Raw genomic sequence first — 26712 nt, forward strand, 5'->3', positions numbered from 1 at the left:
CCGGTGTTAATCAGTGGCACTGCGCGGCAGCGTTAATAATGTTGGTGTCATCCTTCTCCTGCATCAGGGCGTAATCGGCGACGCAATGCTCGCTCGCCTCCTTGCCCCAGGAAACGAAAAGGCGTCCGTGCTGCGGCAGGCCGGTGAGATACACCAGGCCGTCGTTGCCGACGATAAATTCACTGCTCTTATCTTCCGTGGTGACCGTTGCGCCGAAGGGCAGCGGTTTGTCTTTCCAGGCCAGCGTCATTAAGACGCGTTTACCCACGCGGGTATCAAAGCTGGCGCGAACTATCGCGCCGCGTGACGGTGTTACCGTCTGCGAGGCGTGCGTGACGTCGGCATCTTCTGGCAGTGTCTCCGTGTCCAGTGAAATGGGGTTGTGACGCCACGGCGTGACAAACGGCACCAGCGTATAGCCGCGAGAGTCCGTTTCCACGCCCGTCTGGTTGGCAACGTGCGTGCCATGTGTGCCCGGCGCTTTAATCAGCACCACGGTTTCGCCCAGGGTCTGGCCGAAGGTGACGCCGTCAGAGTGGGCGACGATGCCGCCCTGGATCCCGGCGTTCACAGTGTGCTGATGGCTGTCCTGGCTTACGCCGCCGCGCACTTCACCGTAGGTGCCTTTGTAATCTGCATTCATACTGGTGGAAGTGTTGTTATTGGCGCTGTCCAGCCCCTGCTGAACGTTCCAGCTCAGCTTGTCCCCCTCCAGCGCGGTACCATTCAGGCCCAGGTTATGGGTGGTGCCGTCTTTACTGTTGTTCAGGCTGTAGTTTGCCCAGGTATTAGGCAGCCAGCGGTCGAGCGGAACCGACACGTTGAGGCCGATTTGTCGGTCATAGCTGATGGATTTACCGTCCTCATCCGTGTCATCGCTGTTTTTATTGACGCTGTAGCTCAGGCTATAGCTCACGCCGTGCCAGCTGTTGTTGTAGTTAACGCTCAGGGAGGTCATATCCTGACTCTGGCTCCAGTAACTCTCTTTCACCAGGCTTAGCGTCACCGAACCCCACTTATCGCCCAGCGTCTGGTCGATGGTGGCCTCCGCCCGCGCGCGGCGCTGCTGTGGAGCGGACCAGTCGTTTGCACGGGTCCAGGACTCCATAGTGTCCTGCAGGGTGTAAAAGCCTTTGCTGTTATAGCGATAACCCGCCAGCGAGAAGCTAGTGCCGGTCGCGGTAAAATTTTTGCTGTAGCGCAGACGAAGGGATTGCCCTTTGCTGGTTTTGCGCTTTTTCAGTAACGCTTTGGCGCGGGTAACGTCTACGGAGAACGCACCGAGGTCACCAAAGTTTTTCCCCGCCCCGAGCGCGGTGGAGTGGTAATGCGAACTCTGCTGTGTACCGCCATAAACGGTGACGCCATGTGACAGGCCATAGATGGCGCTGCCCTGGGCGAAAGGGGTCTTCTCAACCTCTTTATCGTATGAACGGTAGCGCCCTGCCGCGACGCTGTACTTCAGGTGCTTTTCCCGCTGCAGAACCGGCACGGAGGCAAACGGCACCACGAAATGACTCTCGCTGCCGTCGGTCTCTTTTACCGTGACGTTCAGATCGCCGCTGCTGCCGGTGGGGTAGAGATCGTTAATCTCAAACGCACCGGGGGCCACGGTGTTTTGATAGATAACGTAGCCATTCTGGCGAACCACCACCTGGGCGTTACTGTGCGCCGTGCCGCGAACCACCGGGGCATACCCGCGCTCGCTGTCCGGCAGCATGTCGCTTTCGGTAGCCAGCTGTGCCCCAGTGTAAGAGACGCTGTCGAAAACGTCGGCCTGGGTGCTGCTCTGACCCACGGTCATCTCGCTCTTCAGCCCCACGATATCGCGCTGGGCATAGGTATAGACCGGGGTCAGCTTGCCGTCGTCCTGACCGCCGTCCGAATTGTGGTTCCAGGTGCTGTAATTACGCACGCGCCAGGCACCGGTGTTAAAGCCGGGGCGCAGGTTAATAAACTGGCTGCTTTTGTCCGCTTCCCCTTGCTGGCGGGCGTGGCTTTGGCTGGCGTTAACGCTATAGTTCAGGATGCCCGCGGTGATCCCTTCGTCATACTCTTTCGGATCGATATAGCCGCGAGGCACCTGGCCCAGCGCCGACTGGGGAATACTCAGCAATAGCTGCTGGTTTTTGATGCGGAAAGTCGCCGAGGCCGAAGGGATAGCGCTCAGATCCGCGCATTCCCCTTTTGCCGCCAGCTTTGGATAATCTTTGGTTTTGATACCCAGATGCGTTAATTCATCCAGGCTCAGGCAAGGCTGCAGAGAATTATCTCCCTGCGCATCTTTTTGTAATGTAAAAAGGACGTCACGTGTGTCGATTTTATTGTTATTGACGAACATCGTGACCTGATATTTACCCGGCGCCTGACCGGGACCGTTTTCATAAACAGAGAGATCGGTTTTTGCCTGCTCTGGATTATCAATATCCAGCAGGGCAGGGTTAAAATAATCATCAGCATGGGCCTGCAGCGCGCAGCATGTCACCGCTATCCCACAAAAAGTGGGCAGCATTTCACTCAGTCGACGGAATAGCGGCTTAGTTGTGCTGTACATGATTATCCAGGCGTCAAATAGAGTATTAACGAACGGATGCAGACCAGGTTTTACTGATGCTTCCGTAATCGTTAATGACCGACCAGTTTACGGTGTTACCGTTCATATTTGCCGGAAGGGCAAAGCGGGTAGAGGTATCAGGCACAGCCCAGGTCGCTTTTGCCACTTTTTGGCCGTTCAGCGTTACGCTCTGGAAATTCATATAGAAAGGCGTGGGGTTGTTTACCACCAGATCGTTGCCTTCGCGGTGCCATTCCAGTTTATCTGCCACTTCTTCGGGTTTGCCTTTAATCGATGCAGGGCGATACAGCAATTTAATACGGGTATTGATGGCTATTTGTAATGTATTAACGCCCTGTTCATGGCTTGAAGAAGGAATGGCTTTAATATTTAACCAGTATAACGACTCGCGATCTTCTGGCATATTTCCGCCGGTACGCACCACGCGCAGCACGTTATCTTCTTTAGCGTTCAGACGGAACAGAGGCGGGGTAATCAGAAACGGTGCTTTACCGTCTTTTTTCAAACCGGTATCCACCCAGGACTGTACCAGATAGTTAATATCATCCGGATTGGAAATCCCAATCGAAGACTCTTTTTTCTCTCCCTGATAAACCAGTCGGGTGCCATTAATTATTACACCTGCATGGGCTGTTACTGCGGTCAGTAAAAGTGCGCTTAATAAATAACTGTGTCGCATAAATCTGTCTCAAAGAAAGAGGAGATATTCACCTTCGCGTGAAGGTGAATATCTCCTTATTGATCGTATCAGTTATAAATAACGGTAAAAGTAGACGCTGAGTTAGCCTGCCCGGCAGTGATCGATGCCTGAGTCTGAATATAACGTGCGCCAAACTCCAGATTATTTACCGTCGTGCCAGCAGCTAAAGGATACTGCTTCGAAGGCGTATATAAACTGACGGGCTGTTCGGAAGAATCAACCAGCTGAATCGCCACGCCGGTTGCCGTCGTCGCACCCGGGGTCAAGGCCAGCGTGGTATTATTATCCGCGTCGGGCGTACCACCGAAATTGATGGCTGCAGACGTGACCGTTTCCGGGCAGTCTTTTAACTGAATATCAAATTTCGTTAAGGTGCTGGTAGAGCCTGCGCCGGTAAATGTTGTTTTGGAGACTTTGCCCAGCGCAACATTCAGCGGACTGCTTAAGCCGTTAACCACCTGACAGGCGGAATCGATAATTTCACCTGTGAAGTTAATTTGCCCTTCACCGGTGGATGCTGCGAAAGAAGATGCAGAGCATCCCAAAGCGGCAGCAATGAATAAACCTAAAGTCACTTTTTTCATATTTAAACCTGTATGTTTCTCCTTTCGACCTCTGCATCCCGCATTATTCGAAGTTATGTCTCAACTACTCACCGCTGAGTATTTAATCAGAAAATTCAGGCCGGGAAAGGTCCCGCGCGGCTTCCAAATAATTCAATTAATTCTTGCAAAATAATTTTTCTTAATAAAACAATTGATTATAAAAAACCACAGGGTGGGCAAAAAAACTAACAGCGGCGACATCATCAGGGCTATATTGTTAACAAGATAAGGCTGTCAGGAGGAATGTCGTGGATTATCGCAAAATTATCAAAGAGGTAGGGCGCGGGAAAAACCATGCCCGCGACCTGGACCATGAAACCGCGCGTGCGCTTTATACCCGCATGCTTAACGGCGAGGTACCTGAGCTGGAGCTGGGCGGTATCCTTATTGCGCTGCGTATTAAAGGCGAAGGTGAAGCGGAGATGCGCGGCTTCTATGATGCCATGCAGGCGCAAACGCTGCGCTTAACGCCGCCGGTGGCTAAACCGATGCCAATCGTCATCCCGAGCTACAACGGCGCGCGCAAGCAGGCAAATTTAACCCCGCTGCTCGCTATCTTATTACACAAGCTGGGGTTCCCGGTGGTGGTGCACGGCGTCAGCGAAGATCCCACTCGCGTGCTGACGGAGACCATTTTTGGGATGCTGGGCGTTGAGCCCACGCGTCATGCAGGTCAGGCGCAGGCGAAGCTGGATGGCCATCAGCCTGTTTATATCCCGGTCGGCACACTCTGCCCGCCGCTGGAAAAGCAGCTCGATATGCGCTGGCGCATGGGCGTGCGCAACAGCGCGCACACGCTGGCGAAACTGGCCACGCCGTTTGGCGAAGATGCCGCTCTGCGTCTTTCCAGCGTCTCGCACCCGGAATACGTGGCGCGCGTGGGGCAGTTCTTTGAGGCAATTGGCGGAAGAGCGTTGCTGATGCACGGCACGGAAGGCGAGGTTTATGCCAACCCGCAGCGCTGCCCGCAGGTGATGCTGATTGATTCTGCAGGTACGCGCGCCATTCTGGAACGCGGGGAAGAGAATACCGGTGTGATACTGCCTGAGGCAAAAGATCCCCATACTACAGCCCACTGGATTGAGCAGTGTCTTGCCGGAAATGTTCCTGTTCCGCATTCAATCAAGCTGCAGATGGCCTGCTGTTTGCTGGCAACCGGAGAAGTGGAATCCATTCAGGCCGGGCTTGAACGCGTGGCGCAGGCGTTTTAGACAAAAAAAAGCCCGTCCAGTGGCGGACGGGCAAGCAAGGGTAACAAACAACAGGGTCAATGAGGGTTGGAGCAGCTCACCAGAGGGTTTGGCGAGGGAACAGCATTCGTTCAGGCGATTATTTGTAGATAACCGCGGTACCGCTCAGCTTGTTATTGCCGTTAGCGGAAGTAATGGTGTATCCGCTTGCACCGGCAGCAGCGGCTTTCTCAGCCAGTTTGGCTTCCAGACCGTCCAGCGTGGTGGCGCCATCAGCACTCACCACACCAACTTTGTTCATGTTCTGTGCCTGAGTAGAAGAGACAGGCTCTACGGCAAAAGCGCCGAAAGACAGAGCGGACAGGGCAACAGCAGCTACAGCATATTTGATGGTTTTCATAATTAATCTCTCGCAGGTGTTTCTGTTAAGGGGACGATGTTCCGTCGATGTGATAAGTATCACGGTTTTTTGCGAGTGATAAAATCGAAGAGAATTGACGTGGTTACTCAAAAAAATTGAATGACAAATAACTTATTGAATATTAATAAATTCAAAGCACCCCTTTACACTTCTTGCGGTGGCGCTTTACAGAAGCGCTACGAAGGGCACGTTTTGCTACGCGTCTGGCTAAAAACCGTGAGCGTAAAGGAACGCGTGCGCTCGGTTAGCTTCGGTAAAGCAAAGTCAACGTAACTGGCTGTCTTTCGAACCTCTGCGATTATATCCCGAGTGTGATGCGTTTTTTGAATCTTTATGCTGCTGGCAGGCAATGCAAAGCCGTACGCCGGGAATGGCTTTTCGGCGAGCCTCCGGAATGGGGTCTCCGCATTCTTCGCATTCCGTTAAGCTTTCGCCGCGCGGAATTTCACCGCGGGCACGTGCAACCGCATCTTCAATTGTACTGTTGATCTGTTCGTTAACAGCGTCGTCATTTGCCCAGCCGGAAGCCATAGCGTCCTCCTGAAATCGGTTTAGCCATACGTTTACTATGGGGTTAAAAATTGAACAATCAAGGCGAAGGGAGAAGAGAACTGCATCCGTTGGGCAGATGCAGTCTTATATTATAGAAGAGGCCGGTTATTTATAAATGGTCGCAGTGCCGTACATATGGTTATCTCCGCCAGCGGAGTTTACCACGAATCCTTTTGCGCCTTCCTGACGGGCTTTTTCGGCGAGCTTAGCCTGTAGATCGTCAAGGTTACTGGCACGGCTTACCGAAACGGTGCCTGCTGGACGCAGCTGGCTGGTATCGTTACTCTCGGTCAGCGACTGAACGGACATGGCAGAAAATGAAGCGGTCGCCAGAACGCCGGCGATAACAGCAAGGGTCAGGTACTTTTTCATAATCACATCCTCATGAGGAAACAACAGGTGATTCCCTTTAAGTTTAGAAGCCTGACGAGTGTGACTTAGCGCAAATATTTGATGATGATCTGCTTATTTTTTGAACGATATAAATTGACAATTCGCTGACGAATCATAGACATAAAGGTGTTTGATTTGTGGCGAGTTTTTGAGCGCCGCAGAGAAAGATTTACCGTTGGGCCAGCAAAGGGTATCTTACGCCGCTGTTTAAAGGAGAATGCCATGACTGCCCAAAAGCCGGGATTGCACCCGCGAAATCGCCACCGCAGCCGCTACGACATGAACGCGTTATGCCTGAGCTGCCCGCCGCTGCAGGACTACCTGGTTCAGACCCCAGCGGGTGAGCCCTCGGTCAACTTTGCTGACCCGCAGGCGGTTAAAATGCTGAACAAAGCCCTGCTGGCGCATTTCTATGGTGCGGCTCACTGGGATATTCCGGAAGGCTTTCTCTGTCCCCCTGTGCCGGGCCGCGCGGATTACGTTCATCACCTTGCCGACCTTCTTGCCGAAGGCAATGAGGGTGTTGTTCCGCCGCAGGCCACCATTCTGGATATTGGCACCGGGGCGAATCTGATTTACCCGCTGATCGGGGCGCATGAATATCAGTGGCGCTTTACCGGAAGCGAAATCGGTGACGAGGCCTTTGCCAGCGCCCAGGCGATTATCAGCGCTAACCCGGGAATGAGCCGCGCCATTCGCCTGCGTCGTCAGAAAGATGCAGGGTCGATCTTCAACGGCATTATTCACAAAAACGAAAGCTATGACGCCACGATGTGCAACCCGCCGTTCCATGATTCGGCGGCATCGGCCCGTGCGGGCAGCGAGCGCAAGCGCCGTAACCTGGGTCAGGCTGAAGATGCTGCGCTGAACTTCGGTGGTCAGCAGCAGGAGCTCTGGTGTGAAGGGGGCGAAGTGGCGTTTATCCTTCGCATGATTGCGGAAAGCAAACAGTTTGGCCGTCAGGTGAAGTGGTTTACTACGCTGGTTTCCCGCGGTGATAACCTGCCGCCGCTCTACCGCGCGCTGACCGAAGCGGGCGCCGTAAAAGTGGTGAAAAAAGAGATGGCGCAGGGCCAGAAACAGAGCCGCTTTATTGCCTGGACGTTTATGGACAATAACAAACGTCGCAAATAGCACTCCGTCGTAGGCCGGGTAAGGCGAAGCCGCCACCCGGCTCGGTTACAGCGTCGGCTCCTGCGGCGGGAGCGGCGATGCGGGTGGCGGCAATACCTGATAAGTCTGTACTGGCATCCGCACGTTCGCCAGATCGAAGTGTTTCTTCACCATGCTGTCGAGCGCAAAGCGTACCGTCCACTGCTTCAGCGGCTGGGTAGTGAACGACACGCGCAGGGTAAAGGCCGTGTTCGTCAGCCCGACGATGCCGGCAAATGACGGCTCTCCGATCACCAGCCCGCGAATATCTTCCATCAGCATCAGTTCTTCTACCGCATCGCGCAGCGCCTGCTTCGCTTTGTCCGCATCCTCGTGGCGATCCACATCGTAGTTCGCCACAACGGAACCAATCCCGCGCACAAAGTTGGCGAAGGTGGTGATCGAAGACCAGGGGATGATGTGGTAGGCCCCGGTGTCCTGACGCACGCCAACCGAACGGATGGACATCCTCTCCACGGTGCCGGTTAACGGTCCGATGGTCACCAGATCGCCCGTGTTCATCCCGTTCTCAAACTGGATAAAGATGCCGGTAATAATATCCTTCACCAGCGTTTGCGACCCGAAGGAGATCGCCAGCCCAAGGGCACCGGCACCCGCCAGCAGTGGGGCGATATTCACACCAATTTCCGACAGCACAATCATGATGGTGATGGTGCTGATAATCACCGCCAGCGCGTTGCGGAACAGGGTTAACAGCGTTCTTGCCCGGGCGCTGGGCAGCGGCCTGCCGTGAATATCCGATACCAAACGGTTCTCAATAAGGCTCGCCAGCAGCGTCCAGCCGACGGCGGAAAAGAACAAAATCAGCGCGATGCGAATCAGGATATCAACCGTTTTTTCACCCGCACCGTTGTGCAGCCAGTTCCAGAAATCAAACAGGCTCCACGCATTCAGAAGCAGCATAATCGCCACGCAGACGGTGAGAATGCGCGCCACTTTGAGCGATACCGACATCCAGCCGTTTACCCGCTTTTGCAGTTCCGGGTAATTACGCTGGACCTGCGGCGACAGGGTGATGGTTTTCGAGATCCAGCGCGACAGCAGCCCCGACACAAACGCCGCGATGCCGATAATGGCCAGGCTTTTGAACGTCGCCCCCATCATAAATTTCAGGCTATTGCCCGGGTCGAACAGCGAGAAGAAGCACAGCACGATGAAGTAAGCGCTTGCCAGCCAGTGCCACACCAGGGCGAACGCGCGAATAAAGAGGCTAAAGAACGAGAGGGAGCGATCGGCCAGATTCAGCAGGCTTTGGGTAATGGTTTTTTTATTGTGGAAGATCAGATACAGCGACCAGACGGTAATGCAGATCATGATTAGGACGTTTGCCAGCGCGCCAAACTGGACGTTCACCTGGTTGGAGATGATAGGCACGGCAACCAGCAGGCCGTAGCCAATCAGCCCGCTGAGCACGCTCAGACGCAGCGCCCAGTACTTCGCGCTCGCATCCCGAATGGAGAAAGGCCGCAGCTCCGGCACGTGTGGACAAAAGAGTAACCGCAGCAGCGCCTTGAAGAATTCAATCAGGGCAAAGGCATTCAGGAAAAGCGACTGCTGAAAGGCGATGGTTTTGTTGCCTGCATTCAGCCTGTCGGCAAGCATCTGGCCTAAAAACAGCGTCAGGGCCAGCAGCAGTAAATCGATGATAAACGCTGAGGCTATCATCAACGGCAGGTGCAGCCAGCTGCTTTTATGCTGATTTTTCCTGCGTCCCCATTGCCCCATTTTGCGGTACAGCGGCCACGCGCACAGGCGCACCAGCCAGTAAAAAAGAAATACCGCACCCGCCAGCATCAGGAACTGCGTGGCGGCGGCGGTAAACGTTTGCGGGTTAAACGGCTTGTGCGGTGAGCCAATCAGGTTGCGGTAAAGCTGAGCGAAGCGCGAGGAGAGCGCTTCCCCATAGTGGCGGCTCACGTCGGTGACGTTTTCCAGCACCGTTTTTTGCTCCTCAACCTGCGGAGGAGCGAGGGTTGGCACCGACTCCTGCGGCGGCGTGGCGGCGGCTTTGCGCAGCTGGCCAATGAGCTCCTGCCGGGAGGTGTCGTTTTCAAGGACGTCGGCAAGCGCACCGTAGGCGGCTTTTTTCTGTTCAACATCGGGTTCCGGAGGTGGCGTACTTTGCTGGGCAGCAGGGGCGCCGGTGGTCACTCCGGGGATCGCGACGGCGAACGATGGCGCACTAAACAGGCTAATCAACAGCAACAGGATCCACGGCACGGCGTCCTCCGGTGAAAATGTCGAACAAAATGATAAGTATAGAAGTCGGGGCGAGGAGTGGGATTTTTGGGAACAATCTGGCGTAAAAAAGCCGGGCAAGCCCGGCTTAGCGTAAAGCGATGGATCAGGAGACGTGCTGCAGGAACTCCTGCAAACGCTGGCTCGGCGGGTTCGCAATCAATTCCTGCGGGTTACCGTCTTCCGCGATACGGCCTTTATCAATAAAGATCAGGCGGGACGCCACTTTTTCAGCAAAGCCGATTTCGTGGGTTACGATCACCATCGTCATCCCTTCTTCCGCCAGATCCTGCATGACTTTCAGCACCTCGTGGCGCAGCTCCGGGTCAAGCGCAGAGGTTGGCTCATCAAACAGCATCATTTTCGGTTTGACCGCCAGGGCGCGGGCAATCGCCACACGCTGCTGTTGACCGCCAGACAGCTCGGAAGGGTAGTGGTGCGCACGTTCTGCCAGGCCGACTTTCGCCAGCAGGTCTTTTGCCAGCGCTTCCGCTGCCGCTTTGCTGGCACCGCGCACGCGCAGCGGGCCAAACATAACGTTTTCCAGCGCCGTCAGGTGCGGGAACAGGTAGAACTGCTGGAACACCATGCCCGCTTCCTGACGAATCAGACGATCGTCCACTTTCGGGTCGTTTACCTTCAGGCCGTCGACGATCAGATCGCCGCTGGTGATCTCTTCCAGCTTGTTGATGCAGCGCAGCAGGGTGGATTTACCGGAGCCGGATGGCCCGATAATCACCACTACTTCACCCTGCTTGATGTTCAGATCGATATTGTGCAGCACCTGGGTTGGGCCAAAGTGCTTGGAAACGTTTTTAAATTCAATCACAGGATTTTCATCCTTCTTTCAAGACGACGCAGAACGAAGCTCAGAACCAGAGTAATGATCAGGTAGACAACGGCTACCGCACTCCAGATTTCCAGCGCGCGGAAGTTGCCAGCAATGATCTCCTGTCCCTGACGGGTCAGCTCGGCCACGCCGATAACAATGAACAGCGACGTATCTTTAATGCTGATGATCCACTGGTTACCGAGCGGCGGCAGCATGCGACGCAACGCCAGCGGCAGAATAACGTGGCGGATCGTTTCGCGACGAGAAAGACCTAGCGCCAGACCGGCTTCACTGAAACCTTTATGAATCGACAGCACCGCACCGCGGGTGATTTCCGCAATGTAGGCGCCTGAGTTGATCATAATGGTGACGACGGCTGCACTGAACGGGTCGATGCGCAGGTCGGTGAACGCCATAGGCAGGGCGAAGTAGATGAACATGACCTGCACGACAATAGGCGTGCCGCGGATCACTTCGATGAAAACCAGTGCGATGTGGTTTGCGATCCAGCCGCCGTAGGTGCGGGCGAAACCGGCGACAAGACCGATAATCAACCCACCAACCAGACCCAGGACCGAAATCCACAGGGTCATTTTAGCGCCTTCAAGCAAGATAGGAATGGCAGGCCAGATGGCGCTCCAGTCAAACTGCATGATAATTTCCTGTTACTGTTACCGTGTTTCAAAAATAGCAGGGGCGAAAGGTCGCCCCCGAGTGAACGTCATTTTTACGTCTTATTATTTAGGCTCGGTACCGAACCATTTTTTGTAGATTTCGTTATAGGTGCCGTTCTCTTTCAGCGTTTTCAGCGCGCCGTTAACTTTCGTGCGCAGGTCGTCGCTGCCTTTCGGGAACGCGATACCGTACTGCTGCGCTTCCAGAGACTCGCCAACGGCTTTGAACTTGCCGTTACCGGCTGTCTTGATGAAGTACAGGATGTTAGGCGTGTCGTGCAGAACAGCGTCAGCACGGTTGGTGCCGAGTTCCATGTACGCGTTGTCGATGTTCGGGAACTGACGCAGGTCTTTGGTTTTGATATTTGCTTTCGCGTAATCAACAGAACCGGTGCCGCTCTTCACTGCCACCACTTTGCCGTCGAGATCTTTCACGCTTTTTACGTCGTTATTATCGGCTTTGACCATCACCAGCAGGCCGCTTTTGTAGTAGCCGTCAGAGAAGTCGATCGCTTTTTTACGTTCATCGGTAATGGTGATGCCTGCCAGTGCCAGATCAACGTTTTTGGTTTGCAGTGCCGGGATGATGCCGCTGAAGTCCATAGGCTTCAGGGTGTAATCCAGCTTGAGTTCTTTTGCGATAGCGGCCCACAGATCCACATCAAAACCAACGTATTTATCACCCTGTTTGAATTCAAACGGAACGAACGCCGTGTCGGTCGCCACAACCAGTTTGTCGGCAGCCTGAGAGGACACTGCAAAAGCCAGGGTAAGTGCAGCCAGTGAAACTTTTAATACAGACTTCATAGCATTTCCTTTTATATCCACGGGGCGATCCCCTGCGAGAACAGGTGGCACAATGAAAAAATCGTGCCAACTTTACAAGCTATTGTTTTGCAAAGGGGATGATGTCATGCATTGCACAATAAATGGGGCAATGAGGCTTTATTGCACCAAAGTGGAGCACCGTTTTGGTGCGCTTCGTTTGGCTCAACTGACGGGGAGATATTTAGCGTAAATTCTGACGAAAAAACAATCTTCCGTTAACGGTTGTGTGAGGTGATTATTACATTTCGTTCACTTTTGCAGGTGTGCAGACAAAAACTGTGCACCATAGATGTGCAAAACCCTCACCAATGGCACAGGTCACAGGCAGCTGAAACTGAAAGTGTCAAAACAGGCACGGAAAGAGAAATCTTCACTGCCAGAGTACTGATATGTCCGAGGAATATCTTGTGAGGTGCACGGCGTGAGGCAAAAAACGCCCCCGACCAGCAAGGTCGAGGGCGATTAAGATAGCAAAAACCGTTCTCCGGTGAATTGGCTGCGGAATCCAATAATTTCCCCTGTTAACCCGGAGGAAGGAACGTTAAATCAGCTCCATTAATTTGCTTTTTTTGGCCTGGAATTCTTCTTCCGAAATGATCCCGCTCTCTTTGAGTTCGGAAAGCTTTTTGAGCTGCTCATAGGGATCCTGATGGGTCATAGCCGGTTCGGCTATTGGTGTTTCCGTCTTCACTCGGCGGCCAGCTTCAATCGCCTCAATCAGGGCGAGTTCTGCATCCTTGCTGAACATCTTAAATTCCAGATCGTCGTGGGAAGTATGGATCCGAATGACCCGGTGACCCAGCGTGGACTTGCGTTCAATCGACGTAATGGATTTTAACGGGATAGTCTCAATCACCTCGCCGAGAAAACCTTTACGGTAGAATGCCACTCGCTGGCCCGTAACGATCAGTACACCGTTGTGCTGTTTGTCCTTACCCTGTCCCATCACTTTGCCGATATAGCCTTCTCCCCACTGCAGAACGGCTTCACCAGGATTGAGATGGTTTGCTTCGAATTTGCTGACGTGCTTATTTTCTTTCATCAAAAAACTCCCTTTAAGAAGACCGATGCATTTGGCCTGCATCGGATTGAAGTCACTGCAAAATGAATCATCTATCATATTGCATACCCGGGATAACTGCACTTCTTGAAAGGCGATTGTGTACACGGTATTTACCGGATGATCTGCTTCAGACGCGGAGAGGTCAGCGAGCGGATGCTAAGAAAGAATCCTGCCGGCAGAATAAAGACGACCGCCACGTCTCTTCCGATGCTGGCGCATGAGAGTGAATTACTCCCTAATTAGATCTTATTTTCTGATAATATGACATTGTTTTTTAATGGATATATACAGTCAAAAGGATAACGATGAGCACTTTTCTTTCTTTAATCGCATTTATTCTGTTTGTGGCCTTTTTTATTGGCCTGATTAAACCCTCGCTGGTCAAAATGCCCGGTCGTAAGCAAGCCAGTGCCGTTTATCTGGGCGGTTTTCTGGGCCTCTGCGTAATCAATGCCATCCTGCTACCGGCCGACCGCAGTCCGGCCGTTGTGAAAAAACAGGATCAGCCGCAGAATGCGGATGTCTCCCCGCCGCCTTTCAAATATGCCGATAAAACCCTTACCGAGTATCGTAGGGAGCGTAAGGATACGCGACACAAGATTGTGGCTGCTTATATGGCATATCGTCAGGTGCCCGTCGCGTCAGAAGAGGGGTTTTATGCCTGCGTGAGCCAGAACAGCTACACCACGCAGGGTGACACACCGTTTGGCGTGATAGCAAACTGGTGTGTCACTGAATACCGTTCCAGTCCTGAGATGCTGGCAAAACGCATCAACTTCGATACATTCCAGGATAATTTTAGCGGTTGGAACGGGGCTTATCGTCCATTAGAGGCCATGATCAAAGCCGACATGCATGATGATTCTTCCTACAAACACCTCTCCACACGGTATCATCTGGTTCTGACCGACGATCCGCATGCCACGATAGATACCACATTCCGTGGCACCAACGCCTTTGGTGGCATAGTCAAAGAGACTGTCTCTGCGCGGGTAGATCTGCGAACCGGGAATGTTATTTCGATCGTTGAACAGTAAGGGCAGCAAGCTTCCTCGTCTGTTCGGGCGCGTGAAGGGCCAAGAGCGAGGCTGCTTTTTTAACATTCATTGAAAATATGATTTTTATCATATGTCTTGCTCTCTTTTTTCGCCGAAAAATTAAGCATTAGCGTTTGGCGGCAGAGCGATTATGCGCTCTGCCGTTTTTTTATCCTCGACCCGACGTTAACACCTTGCTCAAGATCGCGTACTTGCTTATAGCGACGGACAGGCTAGTGCTGGAAATAGAGCGTCACCAGGAACCATCTCGAAAAAGCTGGAACATCTGCGTGGAAATCTGGAAGCGTTGTTCATAATAAAACGCCCCCGACCATGAAGGCCGCGGGCGGTTAAGATATCAAAAACCCTTTATTCAGTGAAACACAGTGCCGCTCCGCTTATGTGAACGGCATCGCGTCATGGCGAGGGTTTAATAGAGCAATTATATGAATTACTCGATGTTAGATTCGATAAACCACAGAAACTGATCCAGGTCGCGGGAGGCGGCGGTGAAAATATCTGCGGTATCTTCGTCTTTGGCTTCGCCAATCGCTTTGCGCACGTCATTGGCCACAATCGCGTAGCGGTCCGCCAGCTCTTTCAGGTGATCCTGAACGGTATGGATATCCAGCGGATAACTCTTCAGTGGCGTTTTGCTGTTGATCACCTGCGTGGTGCCCAGCGCCACGCCGCCTAGCTGAACGGCACGTTCAGCCATCGTATCGAGGTGGGTCACCAGTGCTGTGCGGAAGCCATCCAGCATTTCATGAACGGCAATAAAGTTTGCACCGCGCATATTCCAGTGGGCCTGTTTGGTGATCAGCGAAAGATCGATGAACTGGATCACCTGGCGATTCAGCAACTCAATGGTCGCTTTTTTGTCGCTATCCGATACATCGTTACGGGTATAAAGCAGATTAGACGCTTTCGTTTTCACCAGTTTAGCGGTACTCATAATCTCATATCCTCTTGATGTTTATGTCCCAGGTAATTACGGAACTAAGTATAGCACCGGATTTTATCTCTGCGGTTTGGCTGTGCCTATCGGTTTAATAGCGAGAAGTGGCTTGTGAATTTAATTCATTGAAAATAAACATTTATTTTTAAATTGATACAGATCAATCTTAATTGCTGGATAGGCGTGTAAACGCAGAGGGATATTTCGAAAATAGCGCAAAGAATGTAAAAAATTATAACGTCTGTCTTTTTGGCCTTTATTCTGCATGGCATGGAAGCCATGCAGAATATATGGCCTTAGCTAATATCCACTTTCTCAACTTTCGGTTCCGGGCGCATGGTGAGCGTCGAGCCCATTGATGCCGCGATAATCGAGCAAAGCGCCAGCGTCTGGGTCAATGTCAGAGTTTCGCCGAGAAACACCATCCCGGAAATGGCGGCTAGCGCAGGCTCCATGCTCATCAGCGTGCCAAATATGCGCGTCGGCAGACGCGTAAGGGCAATCATCTCCAGAGAGTAGGGAAGTGCGGTAGACAGAATCGCGACCGCCAGCCCGATGGGCATGACGGACCATTGCCAGATAGATTCGGTCGCCTGCGCCATGCCGATGGGCACAAAGACGATGGCAGCGATCAGGGACCCCAGCGCGACGGTCGCCGGACCGTGCTCTTCTCCTGCACGCTGGCCCGTAAGTATATAGACGGCCCAGCAGGCGCCAGCTCCCAGCGCCAGGGCTGCGCCCGTCAGATCGATCTCAGCGACGCTCTGGCCCAGCGGCAGCAGGAACCATAAGCCCAGAACGGCTAACACGACCCAGATAAAATCGACCGGACGTCGCGAGGAGAAAAGCGCCACCGCCAGCGGGCCGGTAAACTCCAGCGCGACGGCGATCCCCAGCGGTATTGTCTGAATAGAGAGGTAGAACAGATAGTTCATTGCCCCGAGGGAAAGTCCATAAAACAGCAGGGGTAAACGCTGCTCCTTTTTGAAGCGTAGACGCCAGGGTTTGAAAATGACCACCAGTATCGCCGTGCCCAGCACGATACGCAGGGCTGTCACCCCTGGTGCACCGACCAGCGGGAAAAGTGATTTTGCCAGCGAAGCACCGCTTTGAATGGACAACATGGCAATGAGTATGACTGCGACCGGCAACCAGACCGACGACGTGCGGGATAACCCAGGCATCCTTTCTCCTGTCAGCTTATGTCAAATGAGGTAAAGGTTGCAGTGTAAAGGAAATAAGCGGCAACGGTTGAGGCGCTGTTGAAAAAAAACCGTGTCAAATCCGTAAAATGGTTAAGCGCTGGTGGATTTATCGCCTGATAGATTAGGAATAATCTGGATGAATGTAACGGCGCGTGCGCGCAATATGCGCATTTAGTAGTGAAAATTGCATGTGATTTGAAAGAGATAGCTGAGGCTGGAAACGTTCTGTTACAGGAAAGGTTTCATTAGACATCACGAATCACAAAGAGTTTCGCAAATTTTTTTGATATATTTAAAACTTACGGACTTACTTGAAGCACATTTGAGGTGGTTATGAAAAAAATTGCATGTCTTTCAGCACTGGCCGCTGTACTGGCTGTTTCCGCAGGTACCGCTGTAGCTGCTACTTCTACTGTTACTGGTGGTTACGCTCAGAGCGACTATCAGGGCGTGATGAACAAAGCTAACGGTTTCAACCTGAAGTATCGCTACGAACAGGATAACAATCCACTGGGCGTGATCGGTTCTTTCACCTACACCGAGAAAGATCGTTCTGAAAACGGCGCATACAACAAAGGCCAGTACTACGGCATCACCGCTGGTCCAGCTTACCGTCTGAATGACTGGGCGAGCATCTACGGTGTTGTAGGTGTTGGCTACGGTAAATTCCAGCAGACTGAAAACCAGAGCGAAAGCCGCACTGCAAGCAACAGCGACTATGGCTTCTCCTATGGCGCAGGCCTGCAGTTCAACCCAATCCAGGACGTTGCTCTGGACTTCTCCTATGAGCAGAGCCGTATCCGCAACGTTGACGTTGGCACCTGGATCGCGGGCGTAGGTTACCGCTTCTAATCACTTCGGTGATTAAATAAAAAATCCGCCCAATGTGGCGGATTTTTTTTTGTCTTTTTCCCTCTCCCCGTGGGGTGAGGGCATCAGATCGCTACTTACTCTTAATATCAAAAATATCCGTACCCAGATGGTTGTAGTCAACTTTCTGTAACTTGAAGTTGGTAACGTACACTGGGGGAGCTTTCTTGTTAGAGACAAACGGGTAAGCCGTTTTTATCTGCTCGGCTGTAATTCCCGTCCACTGCGAGAAGAACTGCAGGAAATCATTTGCCGAACGGCGCGCTTTAATCACGCGATGCGTTTTATCGTCGCTCGACAGCACCATAAACGGCACCTGGAAGTTCTGCTGGAACTTGTCATCGTGCGCCAGATACTGCACCTCTTTACCACGCTCTTTAAACGCCAGCCCGTGATCCGAGAAATAGACCATCGAGAAGCTGTCGCCCGTATTGCGTAGCTGATCGTACAGTTTGCTCAGCAGGTCGTCGGTTTGCGTCATGGTGTAGAGATAGCAAGAGGTCTCTTTGGACTGCACGAATTCAGCGTACTTCCCGCCAGTCCGATCGCAGGCCTGCGGGTGCGACCCCATCAGGTGCAGGACGATCAGCTGAGGCTGGGTGCGCGGCGTGGCGAAGACCTGTGCCGTCATTTTCAACAGCGCTTCGTCTTTGGTGTTTTTGTCGGCTTCGAAGTCGCCATTTTTCAGGAACTGCACTTCGTCAGCGCGTTTGGCGATACTGGCGATGGCCGTATCGTATTCGCCAATTTGCCCCTGATTAGAGAACCACCACGTCTGAAAACCCGCGCGGTTTGCCAGGGTGACAAAATTATCCTGATACTGGGGTTTGCCGTCGACGACACGGTTTAGGGTCAGGCCGAGCGATTTCTGCGTCGAGCCGCTGGCCGCGACGTAATCGGTAAACAACGTGCCTTTGACCGAACTGGCAAACGGTGTGTTATCCCAGTGTCCGCCGAAGGCTCCCATTGCATCGCGACGGGCACTTTCGCCAATCACCACCACATAGGTGTGATATTTCGGCTTAACGGCCAGCACGTTCCAGGTGTCTTTCATATTGGAAAGCTCAGCCATGCGCGCCTGCTCGTCGAGAACCTCTTTATTATTGACAACGACGTCCTTCACGAAGCGGAAAACCGGATAGCCGATATTGCTGAGCCTTAGCTTACCGTCCCAGGGAATATTCTGGATGGGGGCGACAAACGCCACGGCAACGCTGAACACCAGACAGAGTATTTCGATCTTACCCCAGGATTTTTTCTCGCCCGACTGACGGCGGATGGCGATAACGCCCAACGCGAAGATAAAGAGCCCGACCACGTAGCTGTACCAAGGGAAGATCGTCAGGATCTCCGTCGACTCTTCCATATTGGTCGAGTGCAGCGCCAGCAGGGTATTAAAGTTTGGCGCGCCGTAAGCCTGACCAAACGGGAAATAGAGTGCAGCGACCAGCGAACAGATCCCGATTAACGCTTTTTGCACGCGCGGTGCGGCTCGCCACAGCAAATGCAGAACGCAGGTGAAAGCCACCGCGTAGAGCAGACTAAAGGGATAACCCAGCGCAAAGTTAATCAGTAATGACTGCAAAAAGTAAAAACCCGTCCACGGGTTTAAGGCCCGGCTGCGGGTCACAACGGTATCTATCAGGGTAACATTCATAGGTCACTATCATGGATGAAAACGCCATGTGCTCACCCTGGCGTCAAGGGTCATAACCTGCCTGACAGTGCGTGGAGAGGGAATGAGGGTCCGCTTCAGCGAGCCGCAAATTGTGCAGGGCTGCAAGAAGATAGTGCGAGCGCTAAATAATATCAACAGTTGCTAAGCAGATGTTTTGCGAAGGGGATTGCAAATCCGTAAAAAAGATCGGGAATAAGGCGGCTGGAAGCCAGTTTAGAGCGAGATTGTGACGGGAAAATGAAGCGGCGTACCGCAACGCCGCTTAGTGGGAAGGTTTGTCGTCCTGATGCGGTTTGTTGTTAAACATATCGCACAGCATGTTCAACAGCATTAAGCGCACTTTAAAGGGAGAGTGGGTAAACACGGTCATGCACCTCTTGAATTCGTTCATAAGACCTCCTGAGTTTTGATCCCTTCGATCCGTGAAGGGTGACTGCATTACATACAGATATAGCACAGGCTATATTGTATAGCTATGGCTATTTCGTTAATTTTTTGTGCTTGCGGAGCTATGGTTTACAATGTGCGCTCTCGAAACCGGGCGCTGGAAGCGTCACCCCACTGAGGAAGTACAATGAACCGTCGCGCAGGTCATCCGACAATCAGGAAAACGACGCAACTGGTGAATGTTGAAGAACATGTCGAAGGTTTTCGCCAGGTCCGTGAAGCGCACCGGCGTGAACTGATTGATGACTATGTTGAACTCATTTCCGATCTGATTCGTGAGGTTGGTGAAGCGCGCCAGGTCGATATGGCCGCCAGGCTGGGGGTTTCACAGCCAACTGTCGCTAAAATGTTAAAACGCCTGGCCTCCGTGGGCTTAATTGAAATGATCCCCTGGCGCGGTGTTTTTCTGACGCCGGAAGGGGAGAAGCTCGCGCAGGAGAGCCGCGAGCGCCACCAGCTTGTCGAGAATTTTTTACTGGTGCTGGGCGTCAGCCCGGAGATTGCCCGCCGGGATGCGGAAGGAATGGAACACCACGTGAGCGAAGAGACGCTGGTGAAGTTTCGCGAATTTACCCTTAAATATGGTCCCTCCGCTGAATGAAAATCCCTGGACTGCAGGCCCTGGCACGCGATCGTTTCTTCCATCTCTTATTACTCATTGGCGCAGGGTTAAGCCTCTTTGTGCCGTTTGCGCCACACGCCTGGCCCGCCGCAATTGACTGGCGAACCATCATTACCCTGAGTGGCCTGATGATGCTCACCAAAGGGGTCGAGCTGAGCGGCTATTTTGACGTTCTGGGCCGTAAAATGGTGCGCCGCTTTGCCACCGAGCGCAGGCTGTCCCTGTTTATGGTGTTCTCCGCCGCGGTGCTGTCGACGTTTCTGACTAACGATGTGGCGCTGTTTATCATCGTGCCCCTCACGCTCACGCTGCGTAAGCTGTGCGAGATCCCGGTCAGCCGGCTGATCATCTTTGAAGCGCTGGCCGTCAATGCGGGCTCGCTTCTGACGCCAATCGGCAACCCGCAAAATATCCTTCTCTGGGGACGGTCCGGTCTGTCGTTTGCCGCCTTTACCTGGCAGATGGCCCCTCTGGCGCTGGTGATGATGCTGTCGCTGATGGCGGTGTGCTGGTTCGCGTTTCCGGATAAAAAGCTGCAGTACCACAGCGGCACAACCGGCCCGCAGTGGCAGCCGCGCCTGGTGTGGAGCTGTCTCGGGTTATACATCGTCTTCTTGTTCGCGCTGGAGATGAAGTATGAGCTGGCGGGCGTCCTGCTTGTTGCCGCAGGCTTTGTCGTCCTGGCGCGTCGCGTGCTGGTGAGCGTGGACTGGACGCTGCTGCTGGTCTTTATGGCGATGTTTATTGATGTGCATCTCCTTATCCAGCTTCCGGTGCTGCAGAACGTTCTGCACAGCGTCAGCACGCTGTCTCAGCCGGGACTGTGGCTGACGGCGATTGGCCTGTCGCAGTTTATCAGCAACGTGCCGTCCACCATTCTGCTGCTCAACTATGTTCCGCCCGATACGCTCCTGGCCTGGGCGGTGAACATCGGCGGGTTTGGGCTGCTGCCCGGCTCGCTGGCAAACCTGATTGCGCTGCGTATGGCCAATGACCGTCGTATCTGGTGGCGTTTCCACGTCTGGTCGATTCCGATGCTGGTTTGGGCCGCGGCGATCGGTTTCGGAATATTCCTTCTCATATAGTGCGCAATTTGTCAGTTTTTCCTGGCAAACGTATAGCAACGTCCTAGCTTTAGTGAACGGCATAGTGTGATGCCGCTCACTGACAGGACCGTTGCTGAACTATGGCTGAAGATCAAAACCCGCCTGCTGACGAGCAGGACAAAAACAATAATGAGCGTAAGCGCCCGGGCAAGAAACCGTTAATTATCCTCGGCGTTGTCGTGGTGGTGATGGTCGTCGTTGCGCTGGTCTGGTGGTTTTTAACCCGTAACGAAGAGACGACCGACGACGCCTTTACCGACGGCGACGTGGTGACGATTGCCCCCAAAACGGCGGGCTACGTTACCGAGCTGCGCGTGCGCGACAACCAGCGCGTGAAAAAGGGCGATCTGCTGGTGGTTATCGATCCGCGTGACACCACCGCGCAGCGCGATCAGGCTCAGGCCCAGCTTGGGCTGGCTATCGCGCAGCTGCATCAGGCCCAGGCGCAGCTGGCGCTTTCAAAAGTCCAGTATCCCGCCCAGCGTGACGAAGCTAAAGCGCAGGTGCTGAAAGCGCAGGCCGATCTGGCGAACGCGCAGGCAGAGTACCGCCGTCAGCGCGGCGTTGACCCGCGTGCGACCACCCAGCAAAGTATCGATTCCGCGAACGCTCAACTGCGCAGCGCACAGGCGGGGCTGGCCAGCGCTCAGGCGCAGCTGGAAGTGGCAGAGCAGGTCCAGCTGCAAATCCGCCAGCAGGAAACCAACGTTGAAGCGCGCGAGCGTCAGGTCGATCAGGCGAAAGCGCAGCTGGAAACGGCCAATCTGAACCTCTCTTACACCGAAGTCCGCGCCCCGTTCGACGGGTTTGTCACCAAACGCAACGTGCAGCCCGGCACGCTGGTGCAGGCGGGAACGGCGCTGTTCTCGCTGGTTTCCCCGAACGTGTGGGTGGTGGCGAACTTTAAAGAGTCGCAGCTTGAGCGCATGAAGCCGGGTGATAAGGTCACCGTGTCCGTCGACGCGTGGCCGGATATGGCGCTCGAGGGCCACGTTGACAGCATCCAGCAGGGCAGCGGCTCGCGCTTCTCCGCCTTCCCGGCAGAAAACGCCACCGGCAACTTCGTCAAGATTGTGCAGCGCGTGCCGGTTAAAATCGTGATTGATAAGGGCCTCGATCCGAACAAACCGCTGCCGCTGGGGCTGTCGGTCGCACCGAAGGTGACGGTGGAATGACGGATCACAGCCACGACAGCTGGAAGCCCGCCAGCAATCCGTGGGCGGTGGCGATTGTCGTTACCCTGGCGGTATTCATGGAGATTCTGGATACCACCATTGTTAACGTGGCGCTCCCCCACGTGGCAGGCTCGCTCTCGTCCAGCTATGACGAATCCACCTGGGTGTTAACCAGCTATCTGGTGGCGAACGGCATCGTGCTGCCCATCTCGGCGTTTCTGAGCCGGGTGTTTGGCCGCAAGCAGTTCTTCCTGATTTGCATCGTGATGTTCACCGTCTGCTCGTTCCTGTGCGGGATTGCCACCGAACTGTGGCAGATCATCCTGTTCCGCGTGATGCAGGGCTTTTTTGGCGGCGGGCTGCAGCCCACGCAGCAGTCGGTGCTGCTCGACTACTTCAAACCCGAAGACCGGGGCAAAGCGTTTGGTCTGTCCTCCATTGCGATTATCGTTGCGCCGGTGCTGGGCCCGACGCTGGGCGGCTGGATCACCGATAACTACTCCTGGCGCTGGGTGTTCTTTATCAATATTCCGGTGGGCATTGTCACGGTGCTGGCGATCTACCAGCTGCTGGAAGATCCGCCGTGGGAGAGCAAGTCAAAAGAGAAGCTGACTATCGACTGGACGGGGATCGGCCTGATCGCGCTGGGGCTGGGCTGTCTGCAGGTGATGCTCGACCGGGGAGAAGATGAGGACTGGTTCTACTCGAACTTTATCCGCACCTTCGGCGTGTTGACGCTTGTCGGCATTATCGGCGCCATCTACTGGCTGGTATATGCCAGAAAGCCGGTGGTGGATCTGCACTGCATGAAGGACCGTAACTTTGCCATCTCCAGCCTGCTGATGGCGGGGATGGCGATGATTTTGTACGGCAGCTCGGTGGTGATCCCGCAGCTGGCGCAGCAGGATTTGGGCTACACCGCTACCTGGTCGGGGCTGGTGCTGTCGCCCGGGGCGGTGCTGATTGTGTTAACCATTCCGCTGGTGCTGAAGCTGATGCCGGTGGTGCAGACGCGCTGGATTATCGCCTTTGGCTTTACCTGTCTGGCGGTGTCGTTCTTCTGGTCGCGCACGCTGACGCCGGATATCGACTTCGAAACCCTGGTGCTGTTCCGCAGCGCCCAGTCGATTGGGCTGGGGTTCCTGTTTGTGCCGCTCACGACTATTGCGTTTATCTCGATACCGAGGCGGCTGAATGCCGATGCGGCGGCGCTGTTTACCATGTTCCGCAACGTCGCGGGTTCGGTTGGGATATCGCTTTCGACGGCGGCCATTACCGAACGCGCCCAGGCGCACAGCGCGCATCTGGCGTATCACGCCTCGCCGCTTAACGAGCAGTTCCAGCAGGCGATACGCGAAAGCGCCCAGGCGATCCAGAACTTCACCACCCAGGTGGGCGACCCCACCGGCATCGCCACCGGACGCATGTACCAGACCATGATTGAGCAGTCGCGCTTCCTTGCCTACATCGACGTCTTCACCATTCTGAGCGCGGTGGCCTTGTTACTGATTCCGTTTTGTTTGTTGCTCTCGCCGGTTAAGAGCGAGGGGAGTGCAGGAGCACATTGATGATACACAGACGTTTACACCCCCTGATGATAATGATGCTGCTGGCGGGCTGCGCCGTCGGGCCGGATTACCAGCAGCCTGCGCCGCCCGCCGTTACGCACTGGAACGATAAGGGCGACAGCGCGGTGAAGTCGCAAACTACCTCAGCCGCGACCAATCCGCGCTGGTGGAAGACCTTCGGCTCGCCGCAGCTCGACAGCCTGGTTGAGCGCGCCATTGCCGGAAACCTGACGCTGCAGCAGACGGTGCTGCGCATTGCCGGGGCCCGCGAGCAGATTAACCAGGCGGGCGGGGCGTTTTATCCGTCGGTGAACGGTAATCTGCAGGCAACGCGCCAGCAGCTTGGCCTGGAAGGAGAGCTGAAATCCCACGGCGTGTATGACCAGCTTGATAATGTCGATCCTGAACTGCGGGGCGCGTTAGGGCCGCTGACGCAGCCGATTAATCTCTACCAGGGCAGCTTCGACGCCCAGTGGGAAATCGACCTGTGGGGCAAGGTGCGTCGTCAGGTGGAAGCCGCCGAAGCGCAGCAGAAAGTCGCCATTGAGCAGCGTAACGATGCGCTGGTGTCGCTGGAAGCCGAAGTGGCGCGCGCGTGGCTTCAGCTGCGCGGGGCGCAGAGCATTATCGCCACGCTGAACACCCAGATTAAAAGCGCGCAGCAGACGCTGGATCTCACCGAAAGCCGCCAGCGTGGCGGGCTGTCGCCGCAGATGGACGTGGAAAACGCCCGGGCGCAGTTAGGCAACCTTGAGGCACAGCTTCCGCAATATCAGGCGCAGGAGCGGCAGGCGATGAACGGCCTGGCGATCCTGCTCGGCAAGCCGCCGGGGGCGCTGGATGCGGAATTGCAAAGCGTGCAGCCGATGCCTGCCTTGCCGGATATTGTGCAAACGGGCATTCCGTCCACGCTGGCGCGCCGTCGGCCGGACGTGCGCGAAGCGGAGGCGAACCTCCACGCCGCCACGGCGCAAATCGGCGTCTCGGTGGCGGAGCTGTTCCCGAGCTTTACGCTCTCCGGCCAGTTTGGCCTGCGCAACAGTGAAACCAACTGGCTGACCGACTGGAGCAGCCATTTCTACAGCTTCGGCCCGCAGGTCTCTATTCCTATCTTCCAGGGCGGTCGACTGGTCTCCAGCGTCAAGGTGGCGCGCGCGCAGCAGGGAGCGGCGGTGCTGGACTATCGCCAGACGGTGCTGACCGCGCTCGGGGATGTGGAAAACGCGCTGGTGAGCTATCGCACCGACCAGCAGCGTGAAGCGGGACTCGCAAAAACGATCGACGCCCTGCAAAACGCCTTTGATTTAGCGAGCGACAGCTACCGGCAGGGGATCGCCAGCTTTATCGACGTGCTGGACGCTCAGCGTCAGCTGGCGCAGGCCCAGCAGCAGCGCGCACAGGCGCAGGTGCAGAGCGCGCTCGATCTGGTGGCGCTCTACAAGGCCCTCGGCGGCGGGTGGGAGCCGTATCAGCAGGTGCAGTTACCGGACTACAGCGTCTTTGGCGACGCCCCGCGCGGATAAATTCAGAGGATTGGGCAAGAAACGGACAGGAACACCACATTCGCGATGGCTGAGGGGCGGGTATAACTATCGGGTACCCAATCGACATGCGAGGAATAACTTATGCGTTATCAAAAACTGGGCAACACCGGTCTGTTTGTTTCTGAACTGTGCCTCGGCACCATGACCTTCGGCGGCGAGGGCGGCATGTGGGGCAAGATTGGCCAGCTCCAGCAAAGTGAAGCCGAGCAGCTGGTCGGCCGCGCGCTGGATGCCGGGATCAACTTTATCGACACCGCGGACGTTTACTCGGAAGGACGCTCGGAGGAGATCACCGGTCAGGCGCTGAAAAACCTGAAGATCCCGCGCGAGAACGTGGTGGTCGCCACCAAAGTGTTCGGCGAAACGGGAACGGCAGGGGTGAACTCGCGCGGCAGCTCGCGCTATCACATCGTCAGCAGCGTGAAGGAGAGCCTGCGCCGCCTGCAGCTCGATCATATCGATCTCTACCAGCTTCACGGCTTCGACCCCGCAACGCCGATTGAAGAGATGCTCTATGCGCTGGATAACCTGGTGCAGCACGGCCACGTCCGCTACATCGGCGTCTCGAACTGGGCGGCGTGGCAGATTGCCAAAGCGCTCGGTATTTCTGAACGTCTTGGGCTGGCGCGTTTCGCGTCGCTGCAGGCGTATTACACCATTGCCGGGCGCGATCTGGAGCGCGAGCTGGTGCCGATGATGCAGAGCGAAGGCGTTGGGCTGATGGTCTGGAGCCCGCTGGCAGGCGGTCTGCTGAGCGGAAAATATGGCCGCGACGGGCAGAGCGAAGCCGGTGGTCGCCGTCTGGAGTTCGACTTCCCGCCGGTGAACAAAGATCGCGCCTTCGACTGCGTGGACGTGATGCGCGCTATCGCCGAAAGCAAGGGCGTCTCCGTCGCGCAAATCGCGCTGGCGTGGCTGCTGCACCAGAAAGCGGTGACCAGCGTCATCATTGGCGCGAAACGCGTTGAACAGCTGGACGACAATATCGCCGCGACCGGGATCCGCTTAAGCGAAGATGAGCTCAAGCAGCTTGATGCGGTGAGCGCGCTGCCGCGCGAATACCCGGGCTGGATGCTGGAGCGGCAGGGGGAATATCGCCGCAATCAGCTCGCGCAACAATAACCTTCCTCGCCCCGGCAGTGCATCGCTTACCGGGGCTTTTTTTCCCGCATTGCTCACAAAAAACGATCCTCCTCTTTGATCCCCTTTTCATCTTCGCCTATATGACTAGTCATAATATTTTAAATGACTAGTCATA

25 protein-coding genes and 1 pseudogene are annotated in these 26712 nt (G+C 54.8%); 11 read left to right on the forward strand and 15 right to left on the reverse strand.

Annotated features, from left to right (window positions below; all coding sequences use genetic code 11):
- Positions 1 to 10: 10 nt before the first annotated feature.
- The 3 genes from F0320_RS06285 to F0320_RS06295 all read right to left on the reverse strand — a co-directional run bounded on the left by F0320_RS06285 (position 11) and on the right by F0320_RS06295 (position 3859).
- Entirely contained in the window at positions 11 to 2554 is a 2544-nt protein-coding gene (locus F0320_RS06285) for a fimbria/pilus outer membrane usher protein (RefSeq protein ID WP_149323888.1), read from the reverse strand.
- A 25-nt stretch (positions 2555 to 2579) separates the two neighbouring features.
- The gene (locus F0320_RS06290; protein WP_126328076.1) at positions 2580 to 3254 is read right to left on the reverse strand and encodes a fimbrial biogenesis chaperone; all 675 of its coding nucleotides are present in this window, start codon (positions 3252 to 3254) and stop codon (positions 2580 to 2582) included.
- A 68-nt stretch (positions 3255 to 3322) separates the two neighbouring features.
- Positions 3323 to 3859, reverse strand: a complete 537-nt coding sequence (locus F0320_RS06295; RefSeq protein WP_047650644.1) for a fimbrial protein — start codon at positions 3857 to 3859, stop codon at positions 3323 to 3325.
- A 269-nt stretch (positions 3860 to 4128) separates the two neighbouring features.
- Here F0320_RS06295 and ybiB point away from each other — a divergent pair, with 269 nt between their 5' ends.
- On the forward strand, positions 4129 to 5091 hold the full coding sequence (ybiB, locus tag F0320_RS06300; protein WP_126328077.1) for a DNA-binding protein YbiB: 963 nt from the start codon (positions 4129 to 4131) through the stop codon (positions 5089 to 5091).
- Between the two features lie 118 nt (positions 5092 to 5209).
- Here ybiB and ybiJ read toward each other — a convergent pair whose 3' ends face one another.
- From ybiJ to mcbA, 3 genes are all read right to left on the reverse strand, one after another.
- Positions 5210 to 5470, reverse strand: coding sequence for a DUF1471 family protein YbiJ (gene ybiJ / locus F0320_RS06305; RefSeq protein ID WP_023310874.1), 261 nt, complete (start codon positions 5468 to 5470; stop codon positions 5210 to 5212).
- Positions 5471 to 5755: 285 nt separating this feature from the next.
- Positions 5756 to 6022: a DksA/TraR family C4-type zinc finger protein gene (locus F0320_RS06310; RefSeq protein ID WP_047650645.1), complete on the reverse strand. Its 267-nt coding sequence runs from the start codon at positions 6020 to 6022 to the stop codon at positions 5756 to 5758.
- A gap of 126 nt (positions 6023 to 6148) precedes the next feature.
- Complete coding sequence (gene mcbA / locus F0320_RS06315; protein ID WP_126328078.1) at positions 6149 to 6415, reverse strand: DUF1471 family periplasmic protein McbA; 267 nt, start codon at positions 6413 to 6415, stop codon at positions 6149 to 6151.
- A 243-nt stretch (positions 6416 to 6658) separates the two neighbouring features.
- On the opposite strand from mcbA, the gene rlmF reads away from it, so the two are divergent.
- Positions 6659 to 7570: a 23S rRNA (adenine(1618)-N(6))-methyltransferase RlmF gene (gene rlmF / locus F0320_RS06320; RefSeq protein ID WP_185807225.1), complete on the forward strand. Its 912-nt coding sequence runs from the start codon at positions 6659 to 6661 to the stop codon at positions 7568 to 7570.
- A 45-nt stretch (positions 7571 to 7615) separates the two neighbouring features.
- Here the strand turns inward: rlmF and ybiO are convergent, their stop codons facing one another.
- From ybiO to F0320_RS06345, 5 genes are all read right to left on the reverse strand, one after another.
- Positions 7616 to 9829: a mechanosensitive channel protein gene (gene ybiO / locus F0320_RS06325; RefSeq protein ID WP_126328080.1), complete on the reverse strand. Its 2214-nt coding sequence runs from the start codon at positions 9827 to 9829 to the stop codon at positions 7616 to 7618.
- Between the two features lie 124 nt (positions 9830 to 9953).
- On the reverse strand, positions 9954 to 10676 hold the full coding sequence (gene glnQ / locus F0320_RS06330) for a glutamine ABC transporter ATP-binding protein GlnQ (protein WP_023310879.1): 723 nt from the start codon (positions 10674 to 10676) through the stop codon (positions 9954 to 9956).
- Positions 10673 to 11332 carry a glutamine ABC transporter permease GlnP gene (glnP, locus tag F0320_RS06335; RefSeq protein WP_014169254.1) on the reverse strand — a complete coding sequence of 220 codons (660 nt, stop codon included), beginning with the start codon at positions 11330 to 11332 and terminating at the stop codon, positions 10673 to 10675. Before glnP ends, glnQ begins: the two co-directional genes overlap by 4 nt.
- Before the next feature lie 84 nt (positions 11333 to 11416).
- Entirely contained in the window at positions 11417 to 12160 is a 744-nt protein-coding gene (gene glnH / locus F0320_RS06340; RefSeq protein WP_013097464.1) for a glutamine ABC transporter substrate-binding protein GlnH, read from the reverse strand.
- Positions 12161 to 12722: 562 nt separating this feature from the next.
- Entirely contained in the window at positions 12723 to 13349 is a 627-nt protein-coding gene (locus F0320_RS06345) for an SHOCT domain-containing protein (RefSeq protein WP_233443212.1), read from the reverse strand.
- A 200-nt stretch (positions 13350 to 13549) separates the two neighbouring features.
- On the opposite strand from F0320_RS06345, the gene F0320_RS06350 reads away from it, so the two are divergent.
- Together F0320_RS06350 and F0320_RS06355 are read left to right on the forward strand one after the other, a co-directional pair.
- A complete protein-coding gene (locus tag F0320_RS06350) occupies positions 13550 to 14281 on the forward strand; it encodes a hypothetical protein (RefSeq protein ID WP_126328081.1) in 732 nt (243 codons plus the stop codon).
- 200 nt (positions 14282 to 14481) lie between these two features.
- Positions 14482 to 14687: pseudogene (locus F0320_RS06355) on the forward strand (IS4 family transposase); the annotation flags it as partial.
- Between the two features lie 45 nt (positions 14688 to 14732).
- On the opposite strand, the gene dps reads toward F0320_RS06355, so the two are convergent.
- A complete protein-coding gene (gene dps / locus F0320_RS06360) occupies positions 14733 to 15236 on the reverse strand; it encodes a DNA starvation/stationary phase protection protein Dps (RefSeq protein WP_010428924.1) in 504 nt (167 codons plus the stop codon).
- A gap of 299 nt (positions 15237 to 15535) precedes the next feature.
- On the reverse strand, positions 15536 to 16423 hold the full coding sequence (rhtA, locus tag F0320_RS06365) for a threonine/homoserine exporter RhtA (RefSeq protein WP_023334998.1): 888 nt from the start codon (positions 16421 to 16423) through the stop codon (positions 15536 to 15538).
- Between the two features lie 354 nt (positions 16424 to 16777).
- On the opposite strand from rhtA, the gene ompX reads away from it, so the two are divergent.
- Positions 16778 to 17296: an outer membrane protein OmpX gene (ompX, locus tag F0320_RS06370; RefSeq protein WP_023310884.1), complete on the forward strand. Its 519-nt coding sequence runs from the start codon at positions 16778 to 16780 to the stop codon at positions 17294 to 17296.
- Between the two features lie 91 nt (positions 17297 to 17387).
- Here the strand turns inward: ompX and F0320_RS06375 are convergent, their stop codons facing one another.
- Both F0320_RS06375 and mntS read right to left on the reverse strand, forming a co-directional pair.
- Positions 17388 to 18971 carry a phosphoethanolamine transferase gene (locus F0320_RS06375; RefSeq protein WP_126328082.1) on the reverse strand — a complete coding sequence of 528 codons (1584 nt, stop codon included), beginning with the start codon at positions 18969 to 18971 and terminating at the stop codon, positions 17388 to 17390.
- A gap of 283 nt (positions 18972 to 19254) precedes the next feature.
- Positions 19255 to 19383 carry a manganase accumulation protein MntS gene (gene mntS / locus F0320_RS06380; RefSeq protein WP_014831181.1) on the reverse strand — a complete coding sequence of 43 codons (129 nt, stop codon included), beginning with the start codon at positions 19381 to 19383 and terminating at the stop codon, positions 19255 to 19257.
- 183 nt (positions 19384 to 19566) lie between these two features.
- Here mntS and mntR point away from each other — a divergent pair, with 183 nt between their 5' ends.
- The 6 genes from mntR (at position 19567) to F0320_RS06410 (ending at position 26576) form a co-directional block, all read left to right on the forward strand.
- Positions 19567 to 20040 carry a manganese-binding transcriptional regulator MntR gene (gene mntR, locus F0320_RS06385; RefSeq protein ID WP_045355726.1) on the forward strand — a complete coding sequence of 158 codons (474 nt, stop codon included), beginning with the start codon at positions 19567 to 19569 and terminating at the stop codon, positions 20038 to 20040.
- Positions 20037 to 21146, forward strand: a complete 1110-nt coding sequence (locus F0320_RS06390; RefSeq protein WP_126328083.1) for an anion transporter — start codon at positions 20037 to 20039, stop codon at positions 21144 to 21146. The genes mntR and F0320_RS06390 overlap by 4 nt, the downstream gene beginning before the upstream one ends.
- Before the next feature lie 101 nt (positions 21147 to 21247).
- On the forward strand, positions 21248 to 22342 hold the full coding sequence (locus F0320_RS06395; protein ID WP_047653241.1) for an HlyD family secretion protein: 1095 nt from the start codon (positions 21248 to 21250) through the stop codon (positions 22340 to 22342).
- Positions 22339 to 23910 carry a DHA2 family efflux MFS transporter permease subunit gene (locus tag F0320_RS06400; protein WP_047653240.1) on the forward strand — a complete coding sequence of 524 codons (1572 nt, stop codon included), beginning with the start codon at positions 22339 to 22341 and terminating at the stop codon, positions 23908 to 23910. The genes F0320_RS06395 and F0320_RS06400 overlap by 4 nt, the downstream gene beginning before the upstream one ends.
- A complete protein-coding gene (locus tag F0320_RS06405; protein WP_126328084.1) occupies positions 23910 to 25433 on the forward strand; it encodes an efflux transporter outer membrane subunit in 1524 nt (507 codons plus the stop codon). The genes F0320_RS06400 and F0320_RS06405 overlap by 1 nt, the downstream gene beginning before the upstream one ends.
- A gap of 102 nt (positions 25434 to 25535) precedes the next feature.
- Positions 25536 to 26576: an aldo/keto reductase gene (locus F0320_RS06410; RefSeq protein ID WP_126328085.1), complete on the forward strand. Its 1041-nt coding sequence runs from the start codon at positions 25536 to 25538 to the stop codon at positions 26574 to 26576.
- Positions 26577 to 26712: the final 136 nt, after the last annotated feature.

Source organism: Enterobacter dykesii, assembly GCF_008364625.2.
In the GTDB taxonomy this organism is placed as follows: domain Bacteria; phylum Pseudomonadota; class Gammaproteobacteria; order Enterobacterales; family Enterobacteriaceae; genus Enterobacter; species Enterobacter dykesii.

Bases quoted from the DNA above. Each gene is read 5' to 3' on its own strand.
- rhtA (WP_023334998.1), bottom strand. From the start codon at position 16,423: ATGCCTGGGTTATCCCGCACGTCGTCGGTCTGGTTGCCGGTCGCAGTC.
- rlmF (WP_185807225.1), top strand. From the start codon at position 6,659: ATGACTGCCCAAAAGCCGGGATTGCACCCGCGAAATCGCCACCGCAGC.
- F0320_RS06390 (WP_126328083.1), top strand. From the start codon at position 20,037: ATGAAAATCCCTGGACTGCAGGCCCTGGCACGCGATCGTTTCTTCCAT.
- mcbA (WP_126328078.1), bottom strand. From the start codon at position 6,415: ATGAAAAAGTACCTGACCCTTGCTGTTATCGCCGGCGTTCTGGCGACC.
- F0320_RS06290 (WP_126328076.1), bottom strand. From the start codon at position 3,254: ATGCGACACAGTTATTTATTAAGCGCACTTTTACTGACCGCAGTAACA.
- dps (WP_010428924.1), bottom strand. From the start codon at position 15,236: ATGAGTACCGCTAAACTGGTGAAAACGAAAGCGTCTAATCTGCTTTAT.
- F0320_RS06350 (WP_126328081.1), top strand. From the start codon at position 13,550: ATGAGCACTTTTCTTTCTTTAATCGCATTTATTCTGTTTGTGGCCTTT.
- F0320_RS06395 (WP_047653241.1), top strand. From the start codon at position 21,248: ATGGCTGAAGATCAAAACCCGCCTGCTGACGAGCAGGACAAAAACAAT.
- F0320_RS06295 (WP_047650644.1), bottom strand. From the start codon at position 3,859: ATGAAAAAAGTGACTTTAGGTTTATTCATTGCTGCCGCTTTGGGATGC.
- glnH (WP_013097464.1), bottom strand. From the start codon at position 12,160: ATGAAGTCTGTATTAAAAGTTTCACTGGCTGCACTTACCCTGGCTTTT.
- F0320_RS06405 (WP_126328084.1), top strand. From the start codon at position 23,910: ATGATACACAGACGTTTACACCCCCTGATGATAATGATGCTGCTGGCG.
- mntR (WP_045355726.1), top strand. From the start codon at position 19,567: ATGAACCGTCGCGCAGGTCATCCGACAATCAGGAAAACGACGCAACTG.
- ompX (WP_023310884.1), top strand. From the start codon at position 16,778: ATGAAAAAAATTGCATGTCTTTCAGCACTGGCCGCTGTACTGGCTGTT.
- F0320_RS06400 (WP_047653240.1), top strand. From the start codon at position 22,339: ATGACGGATCACAGCCACGACAGCTGGAAGCCCGCCAGCAATCCGTGG.
- F0320_RS06410 (WP_126328085.1), top strand. From the start codon at position 25,536: ATGCGTTATCAAAAACTGGGCAACACCGGTCTGTTTGTTTCTGAACTG.
- glnP (WP_014169254.1), bottom strand. From the start codon at position 11,332: ATGCAGTTTGACTGGAGCGCCATCTGGCCTGCCATTCCTATCTTGCTT.
- F0320_RS06375 (WP_126328082.1), bottom strand. From the start codon at position 18,971: ATGAATGTTACCCTGATAGATACCGTTGTGACCCGCAGCCGGGCCTTA.
- mntS (WP_014831181.1), bottom strand. From the start codon at position 19,383: ATGAACGAATTCAAGAGGTGCATGACCGTGTTTACCCACTCTCCCTTT.
- ybiJ (WP_023310874.1), bottom strand. From the start codon at position 5,470: ATGAAAACCATCAAATATGCTGTAGCTGCTGTTGCCCTGTCCGCTCTG.
- F0320_RS06285 (WP_149323888.1), bottom strand. From the start codon at position 2,554: ATGTACAGCACAACTAAGCCGCTATTCCGTCGACTGAGTGAAATGCTG.
- F0320_RS06310 (WP_047650645.1), bottom strand. From the start codon at position 6,022: ATGGCTTCCGGCTGGGCAAATGACGACGCTGTTAACGAACAGATCAAC.